The sequence below is a fragment of the Massilia mucilaginosa genome (assembly GCF_011682145.1).
In the GTDB taxonomy this organism is placed as follows: Bacteria; Pseudomonadota; Gammaproteobacteria; order Burkholderiales; family Burkholderiaceae_D; genus Telluria_A; species Telluria_A mucilaginosa.
In genome coordinates, this window is record NZ_WHJH01000016.1 from 11,560 (window position 1) to 36,728 (window position 25,169).

Here is a 25,169-nt window from a genome sequence, read left to right on the forward strand (position 1 = left end):
GTGTCGCCGCGCGGTGCCGGGCGCCACCCACAGGAGGCATACCATGGACAAACACAGCAGTCTGCAAGGCAGGACGAACAGTGCGAGTTACGACCGGCCGCGCGTGGTCGTGCGCTTTCGCGAAGGCGTGCACCTGGCCGACCGTCCCGACCTGGGCGAGCAGATCGAAAACACCGGCATCGGACCATGGCGGCGCCTCATTGCGCAGTTCCCCGACCTGAAACTGAGCCCGGTCTTCACCGTGCTCAAATCCGACGACCTGCGCGAACTGCAGCGCCGCGCGGCCGCCATGGACACGTCCTACCGGCCGGCCGACTTCAACACCTTCTACTATGTCGACGCGCCGCCCGAGACCGACCTGCTCGAACTGGTACGCGCGCTGCTGCGCTGGAACAGCGTGCAGACGGCCTACATCGACCAGGGCGGCCCCGACCCCGCCGTCAACGCGGCCAACGATCCGCGCTCGGTCAACCAGGGCTACCTCGATCCTTCACCGGACGGCATCGACGCCGAATACGCGTGGACCTTCACCGGCGGCGACGGCGCCGGCCAGCGCTTCATCGACCTCGAACGCGGCTGGACGCTGAACCACGAAGACCTGGCCGCGCACGGCGCCACCCTGCTGCACGGGACCCTGCTCGACACCTCGCGCGCGCACGGCACCTCGGTGCTGGGCGAAATCTGCGCGGTCGACAACGCCACCGGCTGCGTCGGCATTGCGCCCAACATCGCCTCGGTCGACGTGGTCTCCTTCCACGGCAGCACGCGCGCGAACGCCATCATCGCCGCCATCACCAACCTCGCCTTCGGCGACACCCTGCTGCTCGAAGCCCAGGTCGCCCTCAACGGCACCGCCCTGCTCGGCCCCATCGAAGCCTACGATGCCGAGTACGAGGCGATCCGCCTGGCCACCGCGCTCGGGATCATCGTGGTCGAAGCGGGCGGCAACGGCACCAATAACGGCGGCACGCCGGCGCTGAACATGGATACCTACACCACGCTCGGCGGCCAGGCTATCCTGCACCGCGATCCGGGCAATCCGCAGTTCCGCGATTCGGGCGCGATCATCGTCACCGCCGCCAGTTCGGCCGCACCGCACACGCGTCTGGCCTACGGCCCGCACGGCAAGCGCATCGACTGCTATGCGTGGGCGCAGAACATCAACACCTGCTCGTCCAACGACGCCGGCTCCACCACCGGCTACACCACCGGTTTTTCGGGCACCTCGGGCGCCTCGCCGATCGTCACCGGCGCGGCGCTGTCGGTGCAGGGACGCGCCCAGGCGCAGCTGGGCTACCGGCTCAGTCCACGCCAGATGCGCGCCGTGCTGAGCGACCCGGCCACCGGCACCCTGCCCTCGGCGGCGGAGACCACCCAGATCCGCGTCATGCCGAACCTGCGCAAGATCTTCGACACCTTCTTCAACGCCGGGCCGGACGTGTACCTGCGCGACTTCGTCGGCGACAGCGGTCTGCCGCACACGGGCGCCATCTCGGCCAGCCCGGACATCATCCTGCGCCCGACGACCGTGGCGTCGCCGCAGGCCAGCTTCGGCGCCGGCAGCGGCACCGAGAACAATGCGGGCCTCGGCTACAAGGCCGAAGCGGGCCAGGACAACTATATCTATGTGCGGATGCTGAACCAGGGCGGCGCGAACGCCGTCAACGTGCAGGCCACCGTGTACTGGGCGCCGGTGGCCACCCTGATCACGCCGGACCTGTGGAACCTGGTTGGCACCACGGTCCTGCCGAACGTGCCGACCGGCGAGCAGCTGACGGTATCGAACGCGCTGGTGTGGGCCAAGGCCGGCATTCCGGCGCCGGGCCATTACTGCTTCGTGGGGCTGGTGGGCACGGTGGGCGACCCGGCGCCGGGGCCGGCCGACTTCCTCAATTTCGATAACTTCCGGCGCTTCATCCGCGAGAACAACAACGTCACCTGGCGTAACTTCAACGTCGAGAACAACGACCCGGATGTGGAAGACCCGACCGTGCCGCGCGGCTTCAAGGCGCTGGCTTTTCTTGCGCCCGGCGCCCCGGACCGCGCCCGCAACATGGCGCTGGAAGTGGTGGCGCGCCTGCCGGAAGGCGCGCGGGCAATGCTGGAAGTGCCGCTGGTGTACTTCGAGATGCTGCGCGAGCGCCGCCAGTACGGGCGCGTGAAGATCGACAGCGAACGGCGCGTGGCCTTTTTGGCGGTCAACGCGAGCGGGCGCACGGCGTTCGGCGAAGTGCCGTTTCCGGCCAAATCGCGCATGGCCATGCGCCTGCTGGTCGAGATTCCGGAGCAGTACCGCGAACGCAGCTTCCAGGTCTACGCGCGCCAGTTGTTCGAGCGCGAGGAAATCGGCAGGGTCACCTGGCAACTGGGGCCCAAACGCGAAGGCAATTGATACGCCGGGCGTCATGGACGATAATGGATTGTTACCCTATCCTTAACAGTGTCCATGACGCCCCTCGACCAGATTGACCTGAACAGCCTGACCATCTTCGACGCCGTCGCCGACGCGGGCAGTTTTACGGCGGCGGCCGAGCGGCTGGGCGTGGCCAAGGCCAGGATCAGCGTCCAGATCGCGCGCCTGGAACGCCAGCTGGGCGTGTCGCTGTTTACCCGCACCACGCGCCAGGTGGCGCCCACCGAGGCCGGACGCGCGCTGCATGCGCAGTGCCAGCCCTTGCTGCGCGCCCTGTCCGACGCGCTGGCGCAGGCCGGCAGCGAGCAGGGCGAATTGTCCGGCATGCTGCGCATCTCCACCACGGCGCTGCAGGTGGAACACTCCATCGGCCCGGCGCTGGTGGCGTTCATGGCGCGCCACCCGCGCATCACGGTCGATGTGCGCACCGCCGACAAGGTGGCCGACATGGTCGCCGAAGGCATCGACCTGTCGTTTCGCATGGGCTGGCTGCGCGACTCGACCCAGCGCGCCATCAAGCTGGGCGAGTTCACGCAGCATGTGGTGGCGGCGCCGGCGTACCTGGCGCGGCACGGTCATCCGGCCATGCCGCAGGATCTGGCGCGGCATGACTGGGTGGCGCTGTCGCTGATGCGCACGCCGCTGACCTGGACGTTTACCGGGGCCGATGGCGCCGAGACGGTGGTGCACACCAGCTCGCGCATGCAGGTCGATTCGCCGGCGGCGCTGCTGGCGCTGATCGAACAGGGCGCGGGCGTGACGGTGATGGAAGGGCAAACCCTGCGCGCCAGCTTCAAGGCCGGCACGGTGGTCGAACTGCTGCCGCAATGGTCGCTGCCGCGCGGCGGGATGTACGCGGTGCTGCCGCCGGGACGCCAGGCACCGGCGCGGGTGCGCGCATTCATCGAGTTCTATCGCGGGTTCTTCAACGCTGCTTGAGCGACGCACCCGGCGTCAGGCCAGGTCAGCAGGATCGAATGCGTCTTCGCTGTAGATTTCGCCATCATCAATGCAGCGTATGGGTGCGGAACAACGCCATGCTGCGACGATGAACATGATCCCACGAACCTAAACAGCGATCTGCAGCGCGCCGCCGCTTTGGGATGAGTCGGCAGCGCATTGTGCGGTATGATTTACCGCGCGTTTATCTAATGGGATAGGTTTTATGAGTAAAAAAGATGAAATAGTGCAGAAAATGGCCGGCGTACTGCTGGAATTCATGACGTTGACCAAGCTTGATTGGGATGCCACCTATTTCCGATTTGCCAGCCCTGGGGGAGGAACAACCAGCTCCGAATGGCTTTATCGAAAAGACAGAGAATTGAATTACTTCCAGGGTATGGCACAACTGGAAATGACATATCAGAACACACTGGAGAAATTGGCGGAGAACTTGTCTGCCGAAATCGTGAGCGAGGGGCGGGAGCAGCCTGTCGTCATCGTCGCCACGGTCGACAGCGAGAAAAAATACAATCTGAAGCTCGATTATCGAGACCCGTCCGCACTGGAGATTCGCCTACTGAGTCTGGGAATGGAGAATTCCTATTTTGGTGAAGAAATCCTCATCGACAAAACAATCGAGCAATTTCAGGAGCACTTGAAAGGATTGGCGTCGTAGGAACGCGAACCTGAGCGGATGCATTGAATGCATCCGCTCACGCGGGGCCTTACAGCCAGCGATTGACCGGGGCATTGCGCAGGCATGCGTTCATGCGCGCTTCAGCGACGATGCCGCGCCATGTCAGCTCGCGCCCATTTCGTCGTGGCGGCCGACATCCTCTTCCAGTCCGGCCAGTTGCTCAAGCAAATCCATCGCTAAATCCTGCCGCGCCTGAACTCGGCCAGGAATTTTTTCGCCTGCGCCGCCGTGAGCACCACCACCGGATCGCCATGGTACGCATACAAGAACGGCGTGCCGCCGAGGCGGTCGGTCAGCTTGGCCGACAGCAGGAAGCGCGTGCCGGCCGGATGAAGCGCCGGGTCCACCAGCGCGCGCGCGCACTGCACGCGCAGGCTGGGGGCGAAGGCCTGCCCCGCCATCGGGCGGATGCGCAGGGCGCCGCTGCGCGCATCTTCGAACGATTCGACCGCGACGTCGCGGTAAGCCCAGGTATCGCGGGTCATGCCGATGCTTTCGCCGCCAGCGCCGGTTCGCGAACGACATGCGCTTCGCGGATCGGCAGGTTGATCAGGGCGGCCGCCAGGGCCAGCACGATGTCGGCGTACCACATCCAGGTGTAGTCGCCGTAGGTCACGAACGACAGGCCGCCGAGCCAGGCGCCGAAGAAGCCGCCGACCTGGTGCGACAGCAAGGTCAATCCGAACAGCGTCGACAGGTAGCGCATGCCGAACAGTTTGCCGACCAGGCCGGCCGTGGGCGGCACGGTGGCCAGCCAGGTGAAACCGAGCGCGCCGGCGAACACATAGACGGTCATGGCCGTTTTCGGCGCCAGCAGGTAGATGACGATGATCACGGCGCGGCTGGCGTACATCAGGGCCAGCAGGGACTTCATGCGGTAGCGGGTCGACAGCGCGCCGGCGGTCAGGCTGCCTGCGATGTTGAACAAGCCGATCAGCGCGAGCGCGGTGGCCGATACGCCGGGCGACAGATTGCACAGGGCGACTTCGCCCGGCAGGTGCGTGACCAGGAACGCGATGTGAAAGCCGCAGGTGAAAAAGCCGGCGTGCAGGCACAGGTAGCTGCGGTCGCGCAGCGCGATCTTGATCTGGGCACCGAGGCCGATGCCGGGCGCGTCGACCGGCTTGGCCAGGACCACGGCGGCCGCGGGATCGGCCTTGGCCACCCCGGCGCCCTTGCGCAGCGGCCAGGCCAGCGGAATCGTCAGCAAGGTGGTGGCCGCCATGGTCAGCATCGCCATCACCCAGCCGGCGCTGTTGATAATCGCCTGCATCAGCGGGGCGAACACGAACTGGCCGAAGGAGCCGCCGGCGTTGATGAAGCCCGCCGCGAACGGCCGGCGCGCGGCCGGCAGGCGCTGCGCGGTGGCGCCGATCAGGATCGAGAAGCTGCCCGCCCCCGCCCCCGCCGCGCTTAAGAACCCCATGGTCAGCATCAGGCCCCACTGCGACGAGACGAAAGGCGTTAGCGCCATGCCGGCGGCGAGCATGACGGCGCCGAGGATGATGACTTTGGCCGAGCCCCATTTGTCGGCCACGGCGCCGAACACCGGCTGCGCGGCGCCCCACACGAACTGCCCGATCGCCATCGCAAAGCTGATCGAGGCCACGCCTAACCCGGTCGCGCTGTTAATCGGCGACATGAACAAGCCGGTGGTCAGGCGCGCGCCCATGGTGATCATCAGGATCGCCGAAGCGGCGAGAATCAGGAGCCACGCGGCGCGCGGCGTCATCTCAGTCTGGGTGGGCATGGTTCAGGTCCTCGATCAGGGGCGTTAGTTGGACAAGCGTGGTTTCCAGTTGCGTGTGCAGGGCGCGCACGGCGTCGCGCCCGACCAGCTGTTCGAAGGCTTGCTGGGCGCCGCACCAAACCAGGTAGGCTTCGCCAACTTTCTCCTGGCCGGACTCGGTGATGGTGACGATGCGCTGGCGGCTGTCGGCGCCGGCGCGCGTGGCGACCCAGCCGGCGTCCGCCAGCGGCTTGAGGTTGCGCGTGAGCGTGGTGCGCTCCATGCCGAGGCGCTCGGCCAGTTCGGCCACCGGCAGCGCGCCGCGCGCGACGTTGGCGAGCAGGCTGTATTGGGTGGTCTTCAGGCCCACGGCGGCCATGTGCTGGTCGTACAGGCGCGACATGGCGCGCGTGAGCTTGCGCAGCTTGAAGCAGGTGCAGCCCAGGGGCTTGTCGATCGGATCGGTCATGGCGGCGGAAAATAGGTGCAGGTACACTGATTGCTCGAAGTATATTACAATCGACCTGCCTTGTGTGCATGGACCGACTTTTTAATCAGCAAGAAGGGGATGATGATGGAACAAGCAGACAAACGCCAGCAATGGCTGGACGATGCCACGGCGATGCGCGCAAACATGGCCGCGCCGGGCGTGGCGGACCGCGCCGAATTGCGTGGCCGCAGCGGGCTCGACTTCCTGCAGGCGATCGGCAGCGGCGCCCTGCCACCGGCGCCGATCGCGCACTTGATGGGTATCCTGCCGATCTCGGTGGAACCGGGCCGCACGGTGTTCCAGGGAACGCCGGAGCTGGCGCATTACAATCCGAGCGGCGTGGTGCACGGCGGCTACGCGGCCACCATGCTCGACACCGCCCTCGGCTGCGCGATCCATACGATGCTCCCGGCCGGCAAGGGATACACGACCCTGGAGTTGAAGGTGAACTATCTGCGCGCCATGACGGACCAGACCGGGCCGGTGCGGGCCGAGGCGACCGTGGTCAGCGTGGGGGGACAGGTCGGCGTGGCCGAAGCGCGCATCACCGATGCGAATGGCAAGCTGTACGCCTTTGCGACAACAACCTGCCTGGTGTTCGATATCAGCGCTGGTTAACGGCGGAAAAATTGCCGCTGCCGTTTTGCAGCACGCTGGCGGTGAAGGCATTGCCGCTTTGCGTGATGCTGGAAAAGTTGCCGGTCGTCCAGCTAAGCGCGCCATGTTGCACGGCGGTGGCGCGGTTGTAGTTGCCGGTCTGGATGATCTCCGAGACGCTGCCGTTCAAGGTGGATGTGGCCGAGGCAAAGTTGTCGTTGCCGGTTTGCACGATGGTCGAGCCGTTGACCTGCCCGCTTTCATCGGCGCGCGCGACGTTGCGCTCGCCCCGCTGCACGATCGACTGGTCTACGGTGAAGACGGTGCCGTTCTGGCGCACGTAGGCGTCGTTCAGGTTGCCGGCCTGGTCGACCCGCACGAAGGAGTAGGCGGCATCGGACTGGTCGATGAGCACCTTGTTCAGCTTGCCGTTCTGTTCAATATCAGGTCCGCCGTAGCCCGAAAAGTAATGTTGCACCACGATCCGGTTGTCCGAACCGGTCTGGCGCGCCTGTACCGAGAAGGTCGGAATGTCCTTCTGGTTGATGGAAGTGTAGTTGGCGCTGCCGCGCTGTTCGAGGGTCAAGGTCGAACTGTTGACGTTGTCCTGCCTGAACACGGCCACGTTGCCCTGGCCGGTCTGGAACAGCTTGTTGTCGCTGCGGTCGGCATGGTCCTGCAAGATGTTGCCGACATTCGCATTGCCTTCCTGGCGCACATGCACGCGCGCCACGGTGGCGATCTGGACGATGCCGCTGGCACCCGTGCCAGGGTCGCCGATGAGGTTGTTGGTGCCGATTTGCGTAACGTCAACCTGGACATAGTCGCTGCTCTCGCGCTGCTCGACCAGACTCTTGTTGCCGCTGCCCTGCTGGGTGGTGTTGACGAACACTTGCGCCAGCGCCGGGACGCTGGCGAAAGCCATGCCCATGGCGACGGCCAGTGCCGATAAGGTGGATTTCATGATGTCTCTCCCTATAGTTGAACCTGACGAATCAGGTTCAAGTGTAGGGGGGTGTTTTCAGGTCCGCCTGACGGCGATCAAGCTTCCCGGCCGCCGTCAGGCGGACCTTTGCCGGCGGTCCTTACGCGGCGGCGGACTTGATCAACAGGCAGATCGCCTCGGCGGCCATGCCCTCTTCCCGGCCCAGGTAGCCGAGCTTCTCGTTGGTCTTGGCCTTGATGTTGACCTGCTGGGGCGATACGCCAATGTCTTCGGCAATGCGCGAGACCATCTGCGCGATATGCGGCGCCATCTTCGGCGCCTGGGCGATGATGGTGGCGTCGATATTGCCGATCGTGTAGCCGGTGGCGACCACGCGGTGCGCCACTTCGCGCAGCAGGGTGCGCGAATCGGCGCCGGCGAACATCGGATCGGTGTCCGGGAAATGCTTGCCGATGTCGCCAAGGCCGGCCGCGCCGAGCATCGAATCGATGATCGCGTGCAGCAGGACGTCGGCGTCCGAATGGCCAAGAAGGCCCATGCGGTGCGGGATTGCGACCCCGCCGATAATCAGTTTGCGGCCCTCGACGAGGGCGTGGCAGTCGTAGCCGGTTCCGATGCGGAACGGCGGTGCGGGATTGTAGGATGCCAGTGCCATGGTCTCACTCATTTCAGGTTAAGGCGCGGCCAGGTACATCTCGGCGATCCGGATGTCCGCCGGCAGCGTCACTTTTAGATTACGGGGATGTCCTTCGACCAGCTTGGGCGACAGACCCAGGGCCTCGACCGCACTGGCGTCATCGGTGATGACGCTGGCGTCGGTGGCCGCGGCGAGTGCGTCGCACAGCAGCTTGTAGCGAAACATCTGCGGCGTCTGCGCCAGCCACAGGCCGTCGCGGGCGACGGTGGTGACTTGGGCGCCGCTGCGCTTGACGGTGTCGACCACCGGCAGGGCCAGCAGGCCCCCGACCGGATCGTCGCCCACCGTGGCGATCAGCTTGTCGATCAGCGCGGCATCGAGTCCGGGCCGCGCCGCGTCGTGCACCAGCACCCAGTCGTGCTCGTGCAGCTCGCCCTCCAACGCCCGCAGGGCGTTGCGGACCGACTCCATGCGACTGGCGCCGCCGCAGCGCAGCACGGTGGCTGCGCCGGATGGCACGATGGCGTCGATATACTCGTCGCGCGCGCTGACCACGACGTAGGTATGGGCGATCAACCCGCTCGACAAAAACGCATCGAGGGTGTGACGCAGCATCGGCTTGGCGCCGATGGGCAGGTATTGCTTGGGGCTGCCGGATGCCATCCGCGCGCCAATGCCGGCGGCGGGGATCAGGGCAAAATAGCGCGGTGCGGAATGCTTCATGGCTGTCGTCATCGTTGTCGTTTAGCCGGTCTTATAAGGGACTGTACCTCACCTTTGCAAACTTTGCTCAGGCGCGCATACTCTTGCGGCGTGTCGATGGCGGCCTGCAAAATCTCCACTTTCGCCATCTCGTTCTTTATGTACGTCATCCAGCCAGTATTGATTTCCTGCTGCAACAGGGCGCGAGCCCTGCCCGCCGGCGCGTAGAGCGGTTTGTTACCGAACCGTTTGGACAGCGCCGCGCGCACCGTGACTTCCACTTTCGGCAAATGGTCGAGATAGGTCTTGAGGTGGCGCATCTCATGCGCAAGAATTTCCTGATATGCGCAAGAACCAGGAGAAAACTCGCGTCCGACGTAGACCACGATGGGGCTGTAGAACAGCGACACCGTGATTTTCGGCGCCACGCACTCGTAGCCGCTCAAGGGATCCTTGAGCATCGCGCCGTTCAGGCCAATCGACATGCGCGACTCGGTGCGGGTCAGTCCCAGCACGAAGGAGTTAGGAGCGGCCGGCGTAGGCCCGCCCGGCTTCATGGCGGTCAGGCCGTGAAAGGAGACTGTGTTGTTGATGGTGTAGCCGTTCTGCGCCGACGTCAATACGGATACCGCCTTGTCGATCGAATCCTCGCAGCGCACCTGGAAAGCGGTGCGCGCGGCCCAGGAACTGTGCGAGCAAACCAGGCCCAGTGCGAACGCGAATGCGGACGCGGCGATGTTCATGGCGGGTCAGCCCGGCGCCCAGCTTCCGGCGGCCAGCTTTTCAAGCCAGAAGGCGCCGATGATGGTCTTCACGTCGGTCACCTTGCCGGTGCGCACCATCTCCAGCAGTTCGGGCACGCTGGCGCTGAAGGTGTCGAGGAACTCGCCGTCGTCCAGTTTTGCCGGGCCGGCCGTCAGCCCGCGCGCGACGAACAGGTCGAGGTGCTCGTCCGAATAGGCAATCGCGTTGTGAATCGTGCTGATGAACTGCCAGTCGGTCGCCGTGTAGCCGGTTTCTTCCTGCAGCTCGCGCTTGGCGCAGGCCAGCGTCTCCTCGCCCGCATCGATTTTCCCGGCCGGGAATTCGATGAACACGCGGCCGAGCGGATAGCGGAACTGGCGTTCGAGCAGCACGCGGCCATCGGCCAGGATCGGCAGGATCACCACGGCGCCCGGATGGCGGATGTACTCGCGGGTGGCGACGGCGCCGTTGGGGAGCGTCACGCGGTCGTGCGAGACCTTCAGAAAGCTGCCATCGTAGGCGACGCCGCCATCGATGCGGCTTTCCTTGAGGTGCGAGTCCATGCCCGGCTCCTTGCGGTTAATGTTTGCGCTTGCGCAGGTAGCGCAGCACGAAGCCCGGGAACGCCAGCACCACGAACAGCGGCACGGTGATCATGTAGAACTCCTTGACCTGCACGAAGACGTTACCGATGCGCGACTCCAGCAGGTAGGCGATACCGCCCACCACAAAGTACAGCACCAGCAACTCAAACACGCGCAGCCAGCCCGACTTGTTCGGGGGCGCGCCGGGCGCGCTTTTGAGCGGGATGATGCCGAACAGCCGTTCATTGATGAACGGCAGGTTGGCCGCCGCCAGTGCGATGGCGATGGCCAACCAGCTCGATGACGACACGTCCATCAGGAACCGATAGTCTTCGTCATCGCGTTCAGACAAGCGGCCAGCAGCGGACCGGCGAATACGCCGAGCAGCACGGTAGCGATACCGTTGAGGGACAGGACCGCGCGCATGTCGAACGGCGCCACGATCGGGGTGGTGTCCGTCGGCTCGTCGAAGTACATCACCTTGACCACGCGCAGGTAGTAGAACGCGCCGATCAGCGAGAACATCACCGCGACCACGGTCAGCCACACGGCGCCGGTCGAGAGCACCGCTTCGAGCACGGCGAACTTGGCGGCGAAGCCCATCATCGGCGGCACGCCGGCCAGCGAGAACAGCAGGATCGCCATGACGATGGCGAACCACGGGCTGCGCTTGGCCAGGCCCTTGAAGTCGTTCAGTTCTTCGGCTTCGAAGCCGCTGCGCGCCAGCAGCATGATCACGCCGAAGCTGCCGAGGGTGGTCAGCACGTAGGTGATCGAGTAGTACATGGCGGCGCTGTAGGCCGATGCGGCATTGCTGGCGTCGGCCATGGCTTTCGGGTCGACCGGATTGGCGACCACGCCGGCCAACAGGCCCAGAAGCACGAAGCCCATTTGCGCGATGGTCGAATAGGCCAGCATGCGCTTGATGTTGGTCTGGGCGATGGCGGTCAGGTTACCGATGGCCAGCGACAGCACGGCCAGGACCATCAGCATCTGCTGCCAGTCGATCGCCATCGGCAGCAAGCCTTCCACCAGCAGGCGGATGCAGATCGCGAACGCGGCCAGTTTCGGCGCGCCGCCCAGCAGCAGGGTCACCGCGGTCGGCGAACCCTGGTACACGTCGGGCACCCACATATGGAACGGCACCACGCCAAGCTTGAACGCCAGGCCGGCCACCAGGAACACCAGGCCGAACACCAGGATGTGCAGGTTGGCGTTGGCGGCGGCTGCCGCTGTCGAGATTTCGCCGATGTCGAGCGAGCCGGTGGCGCCGTACAGCATCGAAATACCATACAGCAGGAAGCCGGAAGCCAGCGCGCCGAGAATGAAGTACTTCATCGACGCTTCGGTCGAGACGGCGTGGTCGCGGCGCAGCGCAACGAGGGCGTACAGCGACAGCGACATCAGTTCCAGGCCCAGGTAAATGATCAGCATGTTGTTACCGGAGATCATGATCATCTGGCCGAGCAGCGAGAACAGCGCGAGCACATAGAATTCGCCGCCCAGGTTCCCCGACAACATGCCGCGCGCGGTGGCGTAGGTGCGCGAGTAGACCAGGGTGATGCCGATGGCCAGGTAGGTGAACAGCTTGAGCAGGTTCGACATCGGGTCCGACACGAACATGTTATTGAAGGTGTAGACCGTGGTGCCGGCCGCGTAATCGGCGTAGCTCAGGATGGCGCAGCCGACCAGCGCGGCGAGCGAGAGCAGGTACGTGACGACGCGTTTCTCGTCCTTGAGGAACATGTCGATCAGCAGGATGCCCGAGGCGGCGACCAGCAGGAAGATTTCGGCGTAAACCGGGATCAGGTTGGGATTCGTAGTCTGGATCATAGTCTTCTTTATTGCGGCAGTTTCGACACGGCGACATGCTTGAGCAGGTCGGCGACCGAGGTTTGCATCGTGTCGGTGAACGGCGCCGGGTACAGGCCCATGGCGATCACGGCGATGGCCAGGATACCGAGCATGACGAATTCACGGGTGTTCAGGTCCGTCAGTTCGGCCACGTGCTTGTTGGCGACCTTGCCGAAGACCACGCGCTTGACCATCCACAGCGAGTATGCGGCGCCGAAGATCAGGGCGGTCGCGGCCAGCATGCCGATCCAGAAATTGAATTCGACCGCGCCCAGGATGACCATGAACTCGCCGACGAAACCGGAGGTCGCCGGCAAGCCGCAGTTGGCCATCGAGAACAGCACGATAAAGGCGGCGAAGCGCGGCATGCGGTTGACCACCCCTCCGTAGTCGGCGATCTGGCGCGAGTGCATGCGGTCGTACAGCACGCCGATACACAGGAACATGGCGCCCGAAATGAAGCCGTGCGAAATCATCTGCACGATGCCGCCCGAGACTGACATCTGGTTGAACATGAAGAAGCCCAGGGTCACGAAGCCCATGTGCGCGATCGACGAATAGGCGACCAGTTTTTTCATGTCCTTCTGGACCAGTGCGACCAGGCCGATGTAGATCACGGCGATCAGCGACAGGGTGATGATGAAGCCGCCCATGTAGTGCGATGCGTCAGGGGTGATCGGCAGCGAAAAGCGCAGGAAACCATAGGCGCCGAGTTTCAGCATGATCGCGGCCAGCACGGCCGAACCGCCCGTTGGCGCTTCGACGTGGACGTCCGGCAGCCAGGTGTGGACCGGGAACATCGGCACCTTGACGGCAAACGCCATCAGGAAGGCCAGGAAGATGAAGATCTGTTCTTTCATCGTCAGCGGCAGTTTGTGCCACGTCAGGATGTCGAAGGTGCCCGAGACGTTGTACAGGTAGACGATTGCAACCAGGGTCAGCAGCGAACCGAGGAAGGTGTACAGGAAAAACTTGAACGAGGCGTACACGCGGTTCTCGCCACCGAACACGCCGATGATGATGAACATCGGGATCAGGGTCGCTTCGAAGAAGAAGTAGAACAGCAGGCCGTCCATGGCGCAGAACACGCCGATCATGAGGCCCGACAGGATCAGGAAGGAACCCATGTACTGGGCCACGCGCTTTTCGATCACTTCCCACGCCGAGATCACGACGATCACGGTGATGAAGGCCGTCAGCGGCACGAACCACAGCGACAGGCCGTCGATCGCCAGCGAGTACATGATGTTGAAACGGCCGATCCACGGCGTGCTTTCGACGAACTGCATGCCATGGAAGGCATTGTCGAAGTGCTGGATCAGCGGCAAGGTGACCAGGAAGCTGGCGATGGACGCGATCAGCGCCATCCACCGGGTCATGCCCGGTTTGTCGTCGCGGCCAAGCGCGAGAATGGCCGCACCAAGGACGATCGGAAGCCAGATCGCCAGGCTCAGATACGGAGGGAAATTAGAAATCGTAGACGGCATCATGTTTTATTGTCTTTGCGTGTCTGTTTAAGCGTGCCAGAACGGGAGGAAGTACATCAGCGCGCCGAGCACACCGATGATCATCACAAACGCGTAGTGGTAGATGTAACCGGTCTGTCCGAGACGGACGACGGACGAGAACCAGCCAACCAGTTTCGCGCTGCCGTTGACGATCAGGCCATCAATGATGCCCTTGTCGCCGATATTCCACAGGCCGTTGCCAAGCAGGCGCGCGCCACCGGCGAACACCACGTCGTTGAACTTGTCCATGTAGTACTTGTTGTCCAGCAGCGTATGGATCGCCTTGAACTTGGCATAGAACCAGGCCGGTACACGCGGATTGATCATGTAGCAGTAGTAAGCCGCGGCCACGCCGGACAGGGCCAGCCAGAACGGCGCCGTCTGCAGGCCGTGAATGACCATGCCGACCGGGCCATGGAAGCCTTCGGCCAGTTCCTTCATGGCGCCGTGGTTGTCGCCGACGGTGATCACACCCTCGAAGAATTTACCGAACAGCATAGGTTCGATGGTCAGGAAACCAATGATCACCGACGGAATCGCCAGCAGGATCAGCGGCAGCGTCACCACCAGCGGCGACTCGTGCGGCTTCTGGCCAGGAGCCAGGCCGTGGTGCGCGTGGTCGTCGTGATCGTCCTCTTCATGGTGCGCATCGGAATCGTGGCCGTGCGCACCGGCGTGCTTGGCGTCGTGCTTCGCATCGTGTTTTGCGTCGTGCTTGGCATCGTGCGCATGGTGGTCATGCGCATGCGCCTTGCCGAAACGCTCTTCCCCGTGGAACACCAGGAAGTACATGCGGAAGGAGTAGAACGCCGTGACGAACACGCCGGCCAGCACCGCGAAGTTGGCAAAGCCAGCGCCCCAGATATGGGTCGCGTGGACCGCTTCGATGATGCTGTCCTTCGAGTAGAAACCCGAGAAGAACGGGGTACCGATCAGCGCCAGGGAGCCGAGCAGCGCGGTGATCCAGGTGATCGGCATGTACTTGCGCAGGCCGCCCATGTTGCGGATGTCCTGGTCGTGGTGCATGCCGATAATGACCGAACCGGCGCCGAGGAACAGCAGCGCCTTGAAGAAGGCGTGGGTCATCAGGTGGAACACGGCGACCGAGTAGGCGGACGAGCCGAGCGCCACGGTCATGTAGCCGAGCTGCGACAGGGTCGAGTAAGCGACCACGCGCTTGATGTCGTTCTGGATAATGCCCAAAAAGCCCATGAACAGCGCGGTGATCGAACCGATGACCAGCACGAAGGACAGCGCGGTGTCGGACAGTTCGAACAGCGGCGACATGCGCGCCACCATGAAAATACCGGCGGTCACCATGGTGGCGGCGTGGATCAGTGCCGAAATCGGGGTCGGGCCTTCCATCGAATCGGGCAGCCAGACGTGCAGCGGGAACTGGGCCGATTTGCCCATGGCGCCGATGAACAGGCAGATACAGGCGACCGACAGCAGCATCCAGTCCGAACCCGGCAGGGTCATTGCGGCCAGCGCTTCTTTTTTCGCGAACACTTCGGTGTAATTCATGGAACCGGCGTAGGCCAGCAGCAGTCCAATACCCAGGATGAAGCCAAAGTCGCCGACGCGGTTGACCAGGAACGCTTTCATGTTCGCAAAGATCGCGGTCGGACGGGTGTACCAGAAACCGATCAACAGATACGAGACCAGGCCCACCGCTTCCCAGCCGAAGAACAGCTGCAGGAAGTTATTGGCCATGACCAGCATCAGCATCGAGAACGTAAACAGCGAGATGTATGCGAAGAAGCGGTTGTAGCCTTCGTCTTCGGCCATGTAGCCGATGGTGTAGATGTGCACCATCAGCGACACGAAGGTGACCACGCACATCATCATCGCCGACAGGGCGTCGATCTGGAAGCCGACCTCCATTTTCAGGGTGCCGACGGTCATCCAGTTATAGATGGTGCCGTTGAAGCTGGCGCCGTCGAGCACGGCCATCAAGGTGTGCACCGACAGGACCAGCGCGATCAGCACGCCCAAAATCGTGACGGTATGCGACGTTTTACGGCCGACCAGGTTACCGAAGAATTTTGTTCCGAACAAGCCCGCAATCACAGCACCAGCCAGCGGCGCCAGCGGTACGGCAAGAAGGACGTTAGGGTTAAGAAGTTGCCCCGCCATGTTGAACCTTAATCGTTATGTATTCGAGTATGAATGTAAGCCGAACGGACCGGATTAACCTTTGAGGGTATCGAGGTCTTCCACGTTGATCGTGTCCAGATTACGGAACATGACCACCAGAATCGCCAGCCCGATTGCCGATTCGGCAGCGGCGACGGTCAGGATGAAGAAGACAAAGATCTGCCCCGCCGCGTCGCCCAGGTAATGGGAAAACGCGATGAAGTTCAAATTCACGGCCAGCAGCATCAATTCAATCGCCATCAGCAGCACGATGACGTTCTTGCGGTTCAAAAAGATACCGACAATCGAGATCGCAAACAGCAGTGCGCCCAGGATCAGGTAGTGTGCAAGCGATAAGGTCATTTCGTCTCCTTGGGTGCGGCCGATGCGTCCGGCGCAGTGGCGGCCTGGGCTTCGGCGGCGGCCAGCGCGGCCGCTTTGGCAGCGGCGTCGATGGCGGGCTGGTCGACCGTTGCCATCTTCACGATGCGCAGGCGGTCGTTACGCTTGACGCGCACGGCGTCGCCCGGATTGAAGGCCTTGGTGTCCTTGCGGCGACGCAGGGTCAGCGCGACGGCGGCGATAATGGCGACCAGCAGGATGGCGGCGGCGATCTCGAAACCAAGGATGTACTTGGTGTAGATCAGCAGGCCCAATTCCTTGGTGCCACCGATGTTCGCGCCGACGGCCTCGGCCTCCTGCTCGAACTTCATGAAGCCGCGCCACAGCACCGCTGCCATTTCCAGCACGATGACCACGCCGATACCGGTGGCCAGCGGCAGGTAGGACCAGAAGCCCTCCCGCATGCGGTCCATATTGATATCGAGCATCATGACCACGAACAGGAACAGCACCATCACCGCGCCCACATACACCAGCACCAGCACGATCGCCAGGAATTCGGCTTTGAGCAGCATCCAGATGCCGGCGGCGTTGAAGAACGCCAGCACCAGGAACAGTGCCGCGTGGACCGGATTGCGGGCAGTGATAACGCGGGTCGCGGCGATGAGCATAATCGCCGAGAACACGTAGAACAACACAGTTTTAAATTCCATAACTAACCCAGAGGACTTGCAGTTAAATTTGCTAAATACACCTTGCGCCGGCGACTAGCGGTAAGGGGCATCGGCAGCGCGCGCGGCGGCGATATCGCCCTCGTAGCGATCGCCAACAGCCAGCAGCATCTCTTTCGTATAGTACAGATCGCCGCGTTTTTCGCCGTGGTATTCCAGCACGTGCGTCTCGACAATCGAGTCGACCGGGCAGGATTCTTCGCAGAAGCCGCAGAAAATGCACTTGGTCAGATCGATGTCGTAACGCGTGGTGCGGCGCGAACCGTCGTCACGCTGTTCCGATTCGATGGTGATGGCCATGGCCGGGCACACCGCTTCGCACAGCTTGCAGGCGATGCAGCGCTCTTCCCCGTTGGGGTAGCGGCGCAGCGCGTGCAGGCCGCGGAAACGCGGCGACATCGGGGTCTTCTCTTCCGGATACTGCACGGTGATCTTGCGCGAGAACGCGTAGCGTCCGGTCAGCGCCAATCCCTTGATCAGTTCGGTCAGCAGCATGCTGCTGAAAAAATCTTTCACTCGTTCCATTATCTCTTCCTTACTTCCAAATATTCCAGGATGTCTGCATCCAGCCTGCGACCAGGACCAGCCACACCAGGCAAATTGGAATGAAAATCTTCCAGCCGAGGCGCATGATCTGGTCATAGCGATAGCGCGGGAAGGTGCCGCGAACCCAGATGAACAGCGAGACAATCACAAAGGCCTTGGCGAACAGCCAGAAGAAGCCGAGGAAACCGCCCAGTACGCCGCCAACTTCGAGGAAGGCGAACGGTGCGTGCCAGCCGCCCAGGAACATGATCGATGCCAGGGTGCCGATCAGGATCATGTTGGCGTATTCGGCCAGCATGAACATGGCGTAGGACATGCCCGAGTACTCGACCATGTGGCCGGCCACGATTTCCGATTCGCCTTCGACGACGTCGAACGGGGAACGGTTGCATTCGGCCAGACCCGAGGTCAGGTAGACGATGAACAGCGGCAGCAGCGGCCACACGTTCCACGACAGCATGGACACGCCGTGCGCCACGCCCCAGCCCATGTTCTGGCCGGCGACGATGTCGGAGAAGTTCAGGCTGCCCGAGACCATCAGGATCACCACCAGCACGAAGCCGATGGGAATTTCGTACGAAATCATCTGGGCCGAGGCGCGCATCGCGCCCATGAACGAGTATTTCGAGTTCGACGCCCAGCCGGCGATGATGATGCCGTACACCTCGATCGAGGTGATCGCCATCAGCAGCAGCAGGCCGGCGTTGACGTTGGCCAGGGCCACGCCAGGACCGAACGGCACCACCACCCAGGCGGCCAGCGCCGGCATGATGGTCATGATCGGACCGAGGATGAACAGGCCGCTCGACGCCTTGGCCGGCACCACGATCTCTTTGAACAAGAGTTTCAGTGCATCGGCGATCGGCTGCAGCAGGCCCATCGGACCGACGCGGTTGGGGCCGATACGGATCTGGATCCAGCCGATCAGCTTGCGTTCCCACAGGGTCGCGTAGGCAACCAGGCCCATCAGCGGCAGCAGGACGCACATGATCTTGACCATGGTCCAGATCAGCGGCCAGACGTAGCCGATGTTGGTGGCACCCCAGGCGTTGACGCCATCAATCATTTCAGGCAGAGCCATCAGACCCCCTCCCCTGCTTTTTCAACTGTGATCGCACCGAACATCGCGCCCAGGGTGGCGGTCAGCGGATGCGCCGAGGCGACACGCACGGTGTTGGCCGGCAGGCGGGCATCGATGCCGGCCACCAGGATGGCCGAACCCGAACCTTGCGACACCTTGACCTTGGCGCCGGCCTGCACGCCGAGCCTGGCGGCCAGGTCGGCCGGCAAGGTCACCAGCGGCGCGTTGGCGTCGGCGGTGCGCAGCAGCGGCTCGGAACGGCGCGCGATGGCGTCGGCGAAGTAGATCGGCACGTCGGTGACGCGCTCGAGCGCGGCGCTGGTGCCGTAGGCGGCGCTCTTGAGCGCAGCCTTGCCGGTATTGTTCAGCTTGGCCGACAGGTCGGTCACGCCTTTGCCGAACAGCTCGTCGCGGATCGCTTCGGAGGTGTCGTATTCAAAGCCGGACAGGCCCAGCAGATTGCCCAGCACGCGCAGCACTTTCCATGCCGGACGGGTGTCGCCGAGCGGCTTGACGGTGCCGTTGAAACTTTGCGCGCGGCCTTCGCAGTTCACAAACGTGCCCGAGGTTTCGCTGAAGGGCGAAATCGGCAGCAGCACGTCGGCATACTCGACACCATGCTGGAAGGCCGACATGACGACGACCATCTCGGCGGCGTCGAGCGCGGCGCGGGCTTGCTGCGGGTTGGCGGCATCGAGCTCAGGCTCGGCGTTGAGCAGCACGTAGGCTTTTTTCGGTACCGAGAACAGCGGCACGGCGTTCTTGGCGAACGCGCCGACCAGGTAGCCGCCAACGGTGTTGGCGGCTTCGGTCAGGTAGCCGAATTTGGCGCCGGTCTGTTCGGCGATCCACTGCGCAGCCGCATGCAGCGCGGACGCCTGCGGATGGTGCGCGGCGGCGTTGCCCAGCAAGACCACGCCCGGCAGGTTCTCGTCGCCGGTATTCAGGCTGGCGGCGATGGCCTTGGCGGCGTCGCTCGCTTCAATGCCTTCGAAACCGGCTGGCGCGGCCACGCCCTTGGCGGCGGCGACAGCGGCCACGATGCCGGACAAGGCGGCCAGCCAGTCGGACGGCGCGGCGATGATCTTGTTGGCGGTCGGGATCAAGAGTTCGTCATCGGACGCGTGCACCAAGGAGAGCTTGGCGCCGTTCTTGACAGCGGCGCGCAGGCGGGTGGCGACCAGCGGGTGATCCTTGCGCACGAACGAACCGATGACCAGTGCGCGCTTGACCAGCGACAATTCGGCGATCGGCATGCCCAGCCATGGGGTGACCTGGCCGTCCAGCGCGAAGTCGCTCTGGCGCAGGCGGAAGTCGATGTTCTCGGAACCGATGCCACGCATCGCTTTGGCAAGCAGGTGCAGCTCTTCGACCGTCGAATGCGCGGTGGCGACGGCGGCGATGCTGTCGGCGCCATGTTCATGCTTGATGTTGCGCAAGCCGTGCGCCACGTATTCGAGCGCGGTCTGCCAGTCGGTCTCGGCCCACTGGCCGCCCTGCTTGATCATCGGCTTGGTCAGACGCGAGCCGTTGTCCAGCGCTTCGTACGAAAAACGGTCTTTGTCCGAAATCCAGCACTCGTTGATGCCGTCGTTTTCCAGCGGCAGCACGCGCATGACTTTGCCGCCCTTGACCTGGACGATCAGATTGGTACCGAGCGAATCGTGCGGGCTGACCGATTTGCGGCGCGACAGTTCCCAGGTACGGGCGCTGTAGCGGAACGGCTTCGAGGTCAGTGCGCCGACCGGGCACAGGTCGATCATGTTGCCCGACACTTCCGAGTCGATGGTCTTGCCGACGAAGGAGGTGATTTCGGCGTGTTCGCCACGGCCCAGCATGCCCAGTTCCATGACGCCGGCCACTTCCTGGCCGAAACGTACGCAACGGGTGCAGTGGATGCAACGGGTCATTTCCTGCATTGAGATCAGGGGGCCGGCGTCTTTCGGCGGAACCACGCGTTTTTCTTCTTCGTAGCGCGAGTTCGATTTGCCGTAGCCGACCGCCAGGTCTTGCAACTGGCATTCGCCGCCCTGGTCGCAGATCGGGCAGTCGAGCGGGTGGTTAATCAGCAAGAATTCCATCACGGATTTCTGTGCCTGTACCGCCTTCTCGCTGTTCGAGCGCACGATCATGCCCGCCGAGACCGGCGTGGCGCAGGCCGGCAAAGGCTTCGGTGCCTTCTCGACTTCAACCAGGCACATGCGGCAGTTGGCTGCGATCGACAATTTCTTGTGATAGCAGAAGTGCGGAATGTAGGTGCCCAGCTTGTTGGCCGCGTCCATCACCATGCTACCTGGTGGGACTTCTACCTTCTTACCGTCAATTTCAATTTCAACCATGAGAGTTCTCTGGCCTTAGATATAAGCAGGCACCAGACAGTGCTTGTGCTCGATGTGATATTCAAATTCTTCGCGGAAGTTCTTCACGAAAGCGCGTACCGGCATCGCCGCCGCATCACCGAGGGCGCAAATGGTGCGGCCCTGGATGTTGTCGGCGATCGAGTTGAGCATGTCCAGGTCGTCGGGACGGCCCTGGCCGTTCTCGATGCGGTGGACCATGCGGTACATCCAGCCGGTGCCTTCGCGGCACGGCGTGCACTGGCCGCAAGACTCTTCATAGTAAAAATACGACAGGCGCAGCAGCGACTTGACCATGCAGCGTGTCTCGTCCATGACGATCACGGCGCCCGAACCGAGCATCGAGCCGGCCTTGGCGATCGAATCGTAGTCGAGATCGGTGTTCATCATGAGCTCGCCGCGAATCACCGGGGCGGACGAACCGCCAGGAATGACCGCCTTGATCTTTTTGCCGCCGCGCATGCCGCCAGCCAGTTCCAGCAGCTTGGCGAAGGGCGTGCCGAGCGGCACTTCGTAGTTGCCCGGCAGGTTGACGTCGCCCGAGATCGAGAAAATCTTGCTGCCGCCATTGTTCGGCTTGCCGATGGCGGCATACTTCTCGCCACCCATGTTCAGCAGGAACGGCACGGCCGCGAAGGTTTCGGTGTTGTTGATCGTGGTCGGCTTGCCGTACAGGCCGAACGAGGCCGGGAACGGCGGCTTGAAGCGCGGCTGTCCCTTCTTGCCTTCCAGGGATTCGAGCAGCGCGGTTTCTTCGCCGCAGATGTAGGCGCCGTAGCCGTGCGCGGCGTGCAGCTGGAAGGAAAATTCGCTGCCCATGATCTTGTCGCCCAGGAAGCCGGCGGCACGCGCCTCGTCCAGTGCGTCTTCAAAGCGCGCGTATTCGGCCCAGATTTCGCCGTGGATGTAGTTGTAGCCGACCGTGATGCCCATCGCGTAGGCGCCGATGGCCATGCCTTCGATCAGCGCGTGCGGATTGTAGCGAATGATGTCGCGGTCCTTGAACGTGCCCGGCTCGCCTTCGTCGGTGTTGCAGACGAGGTATTTCTGGCCCGGGAACTGGCGTGGCATGAAGCTCCACTTCAGGCCCGTCGGGAAACCGGCGCCGCCACGGCCGCGCAGGGAACCGGCTTTCAGTTCGGCGATGATCGCTTCCGGCGTGATTTTCTCTTCCAGGATACGGCGCAGCGCGGAGTAGCCGCCACGGTTCACGTAATCCTGCAAGTGCCAGTTCTGGCCGTCGAGGCTGGCCAGGATGACCGGGTCGATGTGACGTGAATGGAGCGATGTCATTTCTTGAGTTCCTCGACCAATGCGTCGATTTTGCTATCCGACATCAGGCTGCACATGCGCTTGTTATTGACCAGCATCACCGGCGCATCGGCGCAGGCGCCCATGCACTCGCCTTCGATCAGGGTGAACTGGCCGTCTTCGGTGGTGCCGCGATAGCCGACGCCGAGTTTTTCTTGCAGGTAGTGACCGGCGTGCTCGCCGCCCGACAGGGCGCACGGCAGGTTGGTGCAGACCGAGATCTTGTACTTGCCGACCGGCTTGACGTTGTACATATTGTAGAACGTGGCCACTTCCTGCACGGCAATGGCGGGCATGCCGAGGTAGTCGGCGACGTCCTGCATCACTTCCGGCGGAAGCCAGCCTTTTTCATCCTGCGCAATGGCGAGCGCCGCCATGACCGCGGACTCTTTATGGTCGGGCGGATACTTGGCGACTTCACGGTCGATTTTTTTGTATGACTGCTCTGATAACAACATGGTTGTGCCTCAATAAATCGACTGCTTAGCGGTCGATACTGCCGAATACGATGTCCTGGGTGCCGATGATGGTGACGGCGTCGGCCAGCATGTGGCCGCGCGCCATTTCGTCAAGGCTTTGCAAGTGCGCATAGTCCGGGGTGCGGATCTTCAGGCGGTACGGCTTGTTGGCGCCGTCCGACACGATGTAGATGCCGAACTCGCCCTTCGGATGCTCGACCGCGGCATACGCCTCGCCCGGCGGCACGTGGAAGCCTTCGGTAAACAGCTTGAAGTGGTGAATCAGCGATTCCATGTTCGACTTCATCTCGGTGCGGCGTGGCGGCGCAACCTTGTGGTTGTCGGTCATGACCGGACCCGGATTGGCGCGCAGCCAGGCCGACGCCTGCTTGATGATGCGGTTCGACTGGCGCATCTCTTCGACGCGCACCAGGTAGCGGTCGTAGCAATCGCCGTTGGTGCCGACCGGCACGTCGAAATCCATCTTGTCGTACACGGCGTAGGGCTGTTTCTTGCGCAGATCCCACTCCACGCCCGAGCCGCGCAGCATGGCGCCGGTAAAGCCCATGGCTTTGGCCGCTTCCGGGCTGACCACCCCGATGCCGACGGTACGCTGTTTCCAGATACGGTTGTCGGTCAGCAGGGTTTCGTACTCGTCCACATAGGTGACGAAACGCTTGCAGAAGTCGTCCAGGAAGTCGAGCAGCGAGCCCTGGCGGTGTTCGTTCAGTTCGTCGATGGCCTTGGCGCTGCGGATGATCGAGGCTTTGTGCTTCGGCATCGCGTCCGGCAGGTCGCGGTACACGCCGCCCGGACGGTAGTAGGCCGCGTGCATGCGCGCGCCGGACACCGCTTCGTAGCAGTCGAACAAGTCTTCGCGGTCGCGGAAGGCGTACAGGAAGGGGCCCATGGCGCCGACGTCGAGCGCGTGCGTGCCGAGCCACATCAGGTGGTTCAGCAAGCGCGTGATTTCATCGAACATGACGCGGATGTACTGGGCGCGCACGGGCACCTCGATGCCCAGCAGGCGTTCGATCGCCATCACGTAGCCGTGCTCGTTGCTCATCATCGACACATAGTCGAGACGGTCCATGTAGGGCACGGTTTGCAGGTAGGTGCGGGTTTCGGCCAGTTTTTCGGTGGCGCGGTGCAGCAGGCCGATGTGCGGATCGGCGCGCTGGATGACTTCGCCGTCCAGCTCGAGCACGAGGCGCAGCACGCCGTGCGCGGCCGGGTGCTGCGGGCCGAAGTTGAGGGTGTAGTTCTTAATTTCAGCCATTATTTCATCCCGTAGGTTTCTTCGCGGATCACGCGCGGAATGATTTCACGCGGCTCGATCGTCACGGCTTGGTAGATCACGCGCTTCTGTTCCGGGTCGTAACGCATTTCGACGTAACCGGAAATCGGGAAGTCCTTGCGGAACGGATGGCCGATGAAGCCGTAGTCGGTCAGGATGCGGCGCAGGTCGTTGTGGCCTTCGAACAGGATGCCGTACAGGTCGAACGCTTCGCGCTCGTACCAGTTGGCGGCGCGCCACAGTTCGACCACGGAAGCGAGCACCGGGGTATCGTCGTCTTCGGCAAACACGCGCACGCGCACGCGCCAGTTGTGTTCGATGGACAGCAGGTGCGAGACGGCCGCGAAACGCGCGCCATCCCAGGTGCCTTCGCCGTAGGTGGAGTAATCCACGCCGCACAGGTCGAGCAATTGTTCGAAATGGAGCGCAGGATCGTCGCGCAGGGTCTGCATCGCGGCGTAATAGCCGGCGGCCTTGACCACTACGGTCACTTCGCCCAGCGCCACCGTAATAGCGGCGCCCTCACCCAGTGCGGTGCGCAGGGCGAGTTCAAGGGCTTCGAGTTTTGTCGTCATGGTGGAAACCGCTTCTTAACGTGCGATGGTATTGGTGCGCTTGATCTTGTTCTGCAGTTGCAGAATCCCGTACAGCAGCGCTTCAGCGGTCGGCGGACAGCCCGGCACGTAGACATCGACCGGCACGATGCGGTCGCAACCGCGCACTACCGAGTACGAATAGTGATAGTAGCCGCCGCCGTTGGCGCACGAGCCCATCGAGATAACCCAGCGCGGCTCCGGCATCTGGTCGTAGACCTTGCGCAGGGCGGGCGCCATCTTGTTGCACAGCGTGCCGGCGACGATCATCACGTCGGACTGGCGCGGCGAGGGACGGAACACGACGCCGAAGCGGTCCATGTCGTAGCGGGCCGCGCCCGTGTGCATCATTTCGACCGCGCAGCAAGCCAGGCCGAACGTCATCGGGAACATCGACCCGGTACGCGCCCAGTTGATCAGCTTGTCTGCTGTCGTGGTGATGAAACCTTCGTTTAATACGCCTTCAATTGACAT

The 25,169-nt window shown here is 63.1% G+C and carries 26 protein-coding genes; 4 read left to right on the forward strand and 22 right to left on the reverse strand.

The annotated features are described in order from the left end of the window. Positions 1 to 43: 43 nt before the first annotated feature. The 3 genes from F2P45_RS15065 to F2P45_RS15075 all read left to right on the forward strand — a co-directional run bounded on the left by F2P45_RS15065 (position 44) and on the right by F2P45_RS15075 (position 4,031). A complete protein-coding gene (locus F2P45_RS15065) occupies positions 44 to 2,392 on the forward strand; it encodes a S8 family peptidase (RefSeq protein ID WP_166876451.1) in 2,349 nt (782 codons plus the stop codon). 54 nt (positions 2,393 to 2,446) lie between these two features. Beyond that, positions 2,447 to 3,352: a LysR family transcriptional regulator gene (locus F2P45_RS15070; RefSeq protein WP_166876454.1), complete on the forward strand. Its 906-nt coding sequence runs from the start codon at positions 2,447 to 2,449 to the stop codon at positions 3,350 to 3,352. Between the two features lie 226 nt (positions 3,353 to 3,578). After that, positions 3,579 to 4,031, forward strand: coding sequence for a hypothetical protein (locus tag F2P45_RS15075; protein ID WP_166876457.1), 453 nt, complete (start codon positions 3,579 to 3,581; stop codon positions 4,029 to 4,031). A gap of 197 nt (positions 4,032 to 4,228) precedes the next feature. Here the strand turns inward: F2P45_RS15075 and F2P45_RS15080 are convergent, their stop codons facing one another. Genes F2P45_RS15080 through F2P45_RS15090 form a run of 3 tightly spaced genes read right to left on the reverse strand, consistent with a single transcriptional unit; the run spans position 4,229 to position 6,277 of the window. Then, complete coding sequence (locus F2P45_RS15080) at positions 4,229 to 4,537, reverse strand: hypothetical protein (RefSeq protein ID WP_166876460.1); 309 nt, start codon at positions 4,535 to 4,537, stop codon at positions 4,229 to 4,231. After that, positions 4,534 to 5,802, reverse strand: coding sequence for an MFS transporter (locus F2P45_RS15085; protein WP_223164750.1), 1,269 nt, complete (start codon positions 5,800 to 5,802; stop codon positions 4,534 to 4,536). The genes F2P45_RS15080 and F2P45_RS15085 overlap by 4 nt, the downstream gene beginning before the upstream one ends. After that, positions 5,786 to 6,277 carry a MarR family winged helix-turn-helix transcriptional regulator gene (locus F2P45_RS15090; protein WP_370663258.1) on the reverse strand — a complete coding sequence of 164 codons (492 nt, stop codon included), beginning with the start codon at positions 6,275 to 6,277 and terminating at the stop codon, positions 5,786 to 5,788. Before F2P45_RS15090 ends, F2P45_RS15085 begins: the two co-directional genes overlap by 17 nt. A gap of 75 nt (positions 6,278 to 6,352) precedes the next feature. Here F2P45_RS15090 and F2P45_RS15095 point away from each other — a divergent pair, with 75 nt between their 5' ends. Then, positions 6,353 to 6,889, forward strand: a complete 537-nt coding sequence (locus tag F2P45_RS15095; protein ID WP_166876462.1) for a PaaI family thioesterase — start codon at positions 6,353 to 6,355, stop codon at positions 6,887 to 6,889. Here F2P45_RS15095 and F2P45_RS15100 read toward each other — a convergent pair. The 19 genes from F2P45_RS15100 to F2P45_RS15190 all read right to left on the reverse strand — a co-directional run bounded on the left by F2P45_RS15100 (position 6,876) and on the right by F2P45_RS15190 (position 25,169). After that, the gene (locus F2P45_RS15100; protein WP_166876465.1) at positions 6,876 to 7,832 is read right to left on the reverse strand and encodes a hypothetical protein; all 957 of its coding nucleotides are present in this window, start codon (positions 7,830 to 7,832) and stop codon (positions 6,876 to 6,878) included. The two genes, F2P45_RS15095 and F2P45_RS15100, sit on opposite strands and share 14 nt — an antisense overlap. Before the next feature lie 121 nt (positions 7,833 to 7,953). Then, positions 7,954 to 8,469, reverse strand: coding sequence for a 2-C-methyl-D-erythritol 2,4-cyclodiphosphate synthase (ispF, locus tag F2P45_RS15105; protein ID WP_166876468.1), 516 nt, complete (start codon positions 8,467 to 8,469; stop codon positions 7,954 to 7,956). Between the two features lie 18 nt (positions 8,470 to 8,487). Further along, a complete protein-coding gene (gene ispD, locus F2P45_RS15110; protein WP_166876471.1) occupies positions 8,488 to 9,174 on the reverse strand; it encodes a 2-C-methyl-D-erythritol 4-phosphate cytidylyltransferase in 687 nt (228 codons plus the stop codon). Between the two features lie 8 nt (positions 9,175 to 9,182). Further along, positions 9,183 to 9,896: a hypothetical protein gene (locus F2P45_RS15115; RefSeq protein ID WP_166876474.1), complete on the reverse strand. Its 714-nt coding sequence runs from the start codon at positions 9,894 to 9,896 to the stop codon at positions 9,183 to 9,185. Between the two features lie 6 nt (positions 9,897 to 9,902). Further along, complete coding sequence (locus F2P45_RS15120) at positions 9,903 to 10,460, reverse strand: NUDIX domain-containing protein (RefSeq protein WP_166876477.1); 558 nt, start codon at positions 10,458 to 10,460, stop codon at positions 9,903 to 9,905. Positions 10,461 to 10,476: 16 nt separating this feature from the next. Further along, a complete protein-coding gene (locus F2P45_RS15125; RefSeq protein ID WP_188130156.1) occupies positions 10,477 to 10,797 on the reverse strand; it encodes a DUF2818 family protein in 321 nt (106 codons plus the stop codon). Further along, positions 10,797 to 12,314, reverse strand: a complete 1,518-nt coding sequence (gene nuoN, locus F2P45_RS15130; RefSeq protein ID WP_166876480.1) for an NADH-quinone oxidoreductase subunit NuoN — start codon at positions 12,312 to 12,314, stop codon at positions 10,797 to 10,799. Before nuoN ends, F2P45_RS15125 begins: the two co-directional genes overlap by 1 nt. A gap of 8 nt (positions 12,315 to 12,322) precedes the next feature. Next, entirely contained in the window at positions 12,323 to 13,825 is a 1,503-nt protein-coding gene (locus tag F2P45_RS15135; RefSeq protein WP_166876483.1) for an NADH-quinone oxidoreductase subunit M, read from the reverse strand. Between the two features lie 24 nt (positions 13,826 to 13,849). Then, positions 13,850 to 15,979, reverse strand: a complete 2,130-nt coding sequence (gene nuoL, locus F2P45_RS15140) for an NADH-quinone oxidoreductase subunit L (RefSeq protein WP_166876485.1) — start codon at positions 15,977 to 15,979, stop codon at positions 13,850 to 13,852. A gap of 54 nt (positions 15,980 to 16,033) precedes the next feature. Beyond that, positions 16,034 to 16,342: an NADH-quinone oxidoreductase subunit NuoK gene (gene nuoK, locus F2P45_RS15145; protein ID WP_126075091.1), complete on the reverse strand. Its 309-nt coding sequence runs from the start codon at positions 16,340 to 16,342 to the stop codon at positions 16,034 to 16,036. Then, complete coding sequence (locus F2P45_RS15150) at positions 16,339 to 17,034, reverse strand: NADH-quinone oxidoreductase subunit J (RefSeq protein ID WP_166876488.1); 696 nt, start codon at positions 17,032 to 17,034, stop codon at positions 16,339 to 16,341. The genes nuoK and F2P45_RS15150 overlap by 4 nt, the downstream gene beginning before the upstream one ends. A gap of 54 nt (positions 17,035 to 17,088) precedes the next feature. Continuing rightward, on the reverse strand, positions 17,089 to 17,577 hold the full coding sequence (gene nuoI, locus F2P45_RS15155) for an NADH-quinone oxidoreductase subunit NuoI (protein ID WP_099876575.1): 489 nt from the start codon (positions 17,575 to 17,577) through the stop codon (positions 17,089 to 17,091). A gap of 10 nt (positions 17,578 to 17,587) precedes the next feature. Then, positions 17,588 to 18,679 carry an NADH-quinone oxidoreductase subunit NuoH gene (nuoH, locus tag F2P45_RS15160; RefSeq protein WP_166876492.1) on the reverse strand — a complete coding sequence of 364 codons (1,092 nt, stop codon included), beginning with the start codon at positions 18,677 to 18,679 and terminating at the stop codon, positions 17,588 to 17,590. After that, a complete protein-coding gene (gene nuoG, locus F2P45_RS15165; RefSeq protein ID WP_166876495.1) occupies positions 18,679 to 21,018 on the reverse strand; it encodes an NADH-quinone oxidoreductase subunit NuoG in 2,340 nt (779 codons plus the stop codon). Before nuoG ends, nuoH begins: the two co-directional genes overlap by 1 nt. Positions 21,019 to 21,033: 15 nt before the next feature. Beyond that, positions 21,034 to 22,329 carry an NADH-quinone oxidoreductase subunit NuoF gene (gene nuoF / locus F2P45_RS15170; protein ID WP_166876498.1) on the reverse strand — a complete coding sequence of 432 codons (1,296 nt, stop codon included), beginning with the start codon at positions 22,327 to 22,329 and terminating at the stop codon, positions 21,034 to 21,036. Further along, entirely contained in the window at positions 22,326 to 22,805 is a 480-nt protein-coding gene (nuoE, locus tag F2P45_RS15175) for an NADH-quinone oxidoreductase subunit NuoE (protein ID WP_166876501.1), read from the reverse strand. The genes nuoF and nuoE overlap by 4 nt, the downstream gene beginning before the upstream one ends. A 25-nt stretch (positions 22,806 to 22,830) precedes the next feature. After that, on the reverse strand, positions 22,831 to 24,084 hold the full coding sequence (locus F2P45_RS15180; protein WP_166876503.1) for an NADH-quinone oxidoreductase subunit D: 1,254 nt from the start codon (positions 24,082 to 24,084) through the stop codon (positions 22,831 to 22,833). Continuing rightward, positions 24,084 to 24,677 carry an NADH-quinone oxidoreductase subunit C gene (locus tag F2P45_RS15185; RefSeq protein ID WP_166876505.1) on the reverse strand — a complete coding sequence of 198 codons (594 nt, stop codon included), beginning with the start codon at positions 24,675 to 24,677 and terminating at the stop codon, positions 24,084 to 24,086. Before F2P45_RS15185 ends, F2P45_RS15180 begins: the two co-directional genes overlap by 1 nt. Before the next feature lie 15 nt (positions 24,678 to 24,692). Further along, positions 24,693 to 25,169, reverse strand: a complete 477-nt coding sequence (locus tag F2P45_RS15190) for a NuoB/complex I 20 kDa subunit family protein (RefSeq protein WP_054263649.1) — start codon at positions 25,167 to 25,169, stop codon at positions 24,693 to 24,695.